The organism is Komagataeibacter kakiaceti JCM 25156 (assembly GCF_000613305.1).
This window is the reverse complement of the sequence record NZ_BAIO01000258.1, coordinates 1-3,277: the sequence shown is the minus strand read 5'-3', so window position 1 is coordinate 3,277 and position 3,277 is coordinate 1. Positions and strand designations below refer to the sequence as shown.

The window sequence follows — 3,277 nt, the reverse complement described above, 5'->3', positions numbered from 1 at the left end:
CCCTCGCCCGCCTGCGCGCCGGTGGGGGGGAAGTCGTCCGTCATCGCCGCCCGGCCAGCACATAGGTACGCGTCAGACCCACGCCGGGGATGAAGAATCGCCCGCGCTCACGGAACAGGAAGTTCTGCCGCAGGGCGAGATAGACATCCTCCGTCACCTGGATGGTGCCGACATCGGGCGCGCCCTGCGCCATCATCTCGGCCATGCCCATGGCGTCGCCCCACAGGTTGAACGCCTGCGGATCCTTGCCCAGCATCCCGCCGAACACCGGCCCCACGTCAATCCCGATCCGGAACACGGGGTCCAGATCCGCCTGGGCCAGCATCGACAGCGTGTTCTCGCGCATCATCAGCGCCGCGTTGGCGATGCGGTACGCCGCCCCCTTGTCCGGCGTGCGCGAACACCCCGCGACACAGACCACCCGATGCCCCAGCATACGGATGGAATACAGCCCGCACTGATGGGCGATGTCCTGCAACAGGCCCGCCATCGTATCAATCAGCTTGATATTGGCGGTGGGGTCGTTCTGGGCCGTCATCACCATATCTGACAGGCTGATGACCATGATGCCGACGGCGGGATAGAAACCGTCCACCCCGCTCAGGTCCGCCGGGGCCTGCTGGCCGTTCATGGCCAGCGCGCCGGGCGCCAGCAGGAAGCCTTGGCTGGGGTCATGCGGTTCCTCATCGACCGCGGGTTCGCCCTCCAGTTCCTCCTTCGCCGCCGCGACGGCGGTGTAATGCTGCGCGGAAAAACGGGCCGCCGCGACACCGGCGATCATGTCCACGAAGTGCGAGACCATATCCGCACGCGGCGCATCTTCCAGCGTGATGACGCCCACCGGTCCGCTCGCGCCCTGAATGGGATTGCAGAACAGCGCCTTGCTGCCAAAACTGCGCATGTACACGCGGTAGAAGGCGGATGTGCGGTCATCATCCGCCGCGCTGGTGATCGCCAGCGGATCCCCATGGGACACGGCGTCGAAAAAGCTCTTGAGGTCGGTCGTGGCCATTTCGAAGCCACCGGAATGCACATCCTGCTGCCGGTCGTAGGAATCGATGCACATGAGCGTGCGCCCATCATGCAGGATGCGCCATATGGCCGCGCGCCGGGCATGGGACTGGTCGGCCAGCGTCTCGGTCAGGATAAGGGCGTTATCCTCAGGGTTGAACAGTTCGGGATACGCCGCGACGGATTGCAGGGCATGGCTCTCGTAATTGGCCACGGCATGGGATTGCAGGATTTCACGGCGCAGGCGCTCGCTCCTGCGGGCCGAAAGGAACAGCATGAACCCCAGACCCGAGGCCATGAGCACGACCAGAACGGAAAACAGCAGGTTCTGCCGCCCCGACGCCAGCGCGAAGCGTGAAAAATCATCCTCCGGCGCGACCAGAAGCAGAACCCAGCTATCGTTGCCCACCGGCAGGTTCGCCGTGATGGTCACGTAGTTCCTGTCGGCCACGCGCACCGTCCGCGCGCCGTAGCCGTGAACGCGGTACTGGTCGAACGCCTTGGTCATGACGGGGAATCGGGTGGGGTCGATCTCCATCTTCATCGGGTCGCCCTTGGCGCGAACCAGCGTTTCCTCCATGCCATGCCCGGCCAGGACGTGGCCGTCATGATCCAGCAGGACGGCGTTGCCGCTTTCCCCGATCTTGAGTGAGTTCAGGAATTTATTCAGGTGATCGAGCGAGATGTTGATGGCATAGACATGCGTCCTGTCATCCTGCCCCCTGTACGGCACGGCGGAGGTCAGGATCAGTTGCCGGGTCACTTCCACCACGTAGGGATGTGTCCAGAACTCCTGCCCGGCCCTGACCGTATCGGCGAACCAGCCATGCCCGCGCGGGTCGTAATCACCCGCCGGGGTCTGCCACTGCTTTACGACCTTGTCCTGCGCGTCGCGCAGCTCATGGGCGAACGTGGCCTTGCCCGTTCCCCGGTTCTGCAGGGTGGTGACGGCGACGCCTGATTGTTCGCGCCACGTTCGAGCGTGCTGAAATTGCCGTCGCTATCGGCAGGTAGAAGGACTGGATCTGCGGCACGTTGCGCAGCATGGTGCTGCTGTAGCCGTTGAATATCTTCTGTTCGACATTCGCCGCGCCATGTTCGAGCATGTCGCGCGCCACGATGGCCCCGGCCGAGGCGGGCATGAGGAAGGAACTGACTTCCTTGGCGATATAATCCTGCTGGCTGACCAGCAGGTCATGCGTCAGGGCCAGCGCACCCGTGCGGGCCGTCTGGTAGGAATGCCACCCCACGCCCGCTATGATGGCGATGACCGAAACCACCCCGGCGACGGGAATGCCGATATGGAACAGGAAGCGCCGGAACTGATCGGAAGGGGCAATCGTGGGATCGACAATCTCGTCCGTGGACAATGCTCTCTTCCTGTTCAAGACATCAGGTACGGTGTGTTTTCAAATCCTAGACCAGACACACCGCGCCGACCAAACCCTTTATGGCCTGACGCCATTCAACCCAGCCATAGCGGATCGGTCAGGCGTTCGACAAACGCGCGGTGGGCTGCGATTTCCGCTTCATCGGGCCGCACCCGCACCGGCACATGCCCTGGCGGGCGCACGTAATTGTAACTTGCAATACCGCCGCCGTCCTCCTCCACCGCCAGACCCAGCCCACGCTGCCGGCCACCGGTCAGTTCCAGATAGACCGCCGCCAGCAGCTTGCAGTCCAGCAGGGCGTTATGGGTGGTGCGTTCAGACAGGTCGATGGAAAAACGCCGGCACAGCGCATCAAGACTGTTGGGCATGCCGGGAAACCGCTCCCGCGCCATGTCGAGCGTATCGACCATGCGGCCCATATCCAGCTCCGGCAGTCCCGCGCGCGTCAGTTCCGCGTTCAGGAAGCCGAAATCGAACCGGGCGTTATGGGCGATCAGGCGTCATTACCGATAAACGCCATGAATTCCCCCGCGATCGCGGCGAATTTGGGTTTGCCTTCCAGATCGGCGCGGGTGAAGCCATGCACGCGGGAGGCTTCCTCCGGCACGTCGCGTTCCGGGTCGATCAGGACATGGAAATTCCGCCCCGTAGGCAGGTCGCCCATCAGTTCCAGCGCCGCGATCTCGATCACCCGGTCACCCTTGAGCGGATCAAGGCCGGTGGTTTCCGTATCGAACAGGATCGTGCGTTTCATGCGTCTTTCCTTCCGGCCCGCGTCCGTGCGGCCATCGTGCCCGCCTGCATGGCGCGCAGCAGGCGCTGGACCTGGCGCACCGTATCATGGCGCGACAGTCCTGTTCTTATCACCACATCGG

At 63.6% G+C, this 3,277-nt stretch carries 2 pseudogenes; both read right to left on the bottom strand.

From position 1 onward, the window contains the following. Nucleotides 1-40: 40 nt before the first annotated feature. Nucleotides 41-2,381 (bottom strand): annotated as a pseudogene (locus JCM25156_RS23915) (adenylate/guanylate cyclase domain-containing protein). A 95-nt stretch (nt 2,382-2,476) separates the two neighbouring features. Beyond that, nucleotides 2,477-3,156: pseudogene (gene dnaQ, locus JCM25156_RS23910) on the bottom strand (DNA polymerase III subunit epsilon). Nucleotides 3,157-3,277 lie beyond the last annotated feature (121 nt).